Consider the following 296-nt stretch of genomic DNA (forward strand, 5'->3'; position numbering starts at 1 on the left):
TATGACACGTGAGCGTATAAACGCTCAAGGTGAAGGTATGGTTTTCTCTGATATTAAAGAGGTTCAGAGAGCATACGGTGCGAAAAAAGTTCACTTGCAGGCGAAAGTAAAAGTTCGTCTTACAGAGGTTACCAAAGATGAAGACGGTAACAATGTAAGCAAGTCGTTGATTGCAGATACGACAGTTGGTCGAGCAATGTTGTTCGATATTCTTCCTGATGGCTTACCATTTGATTTAGTTAACCGCCCGATGGTTAAAAAGGCGATCTCTAAGTTGATCAATACTGCATATCGCG

Annotated in this window: 1 protein-coding gene; it reads left to right on the plus strand. The window is 41.6% G+C overall.

The features are described 5' to 3' along the window. The coding region (locus A3729_RS32730; RefSeq protein WP_197475747.1) for a hypothetical protein at positions 1-296 on the plus strand (296 nt) is incomplete at both ends.

It is taken from the genome of Oleiphilus sp. HI0043 (genome assembly GCF_001634935.1).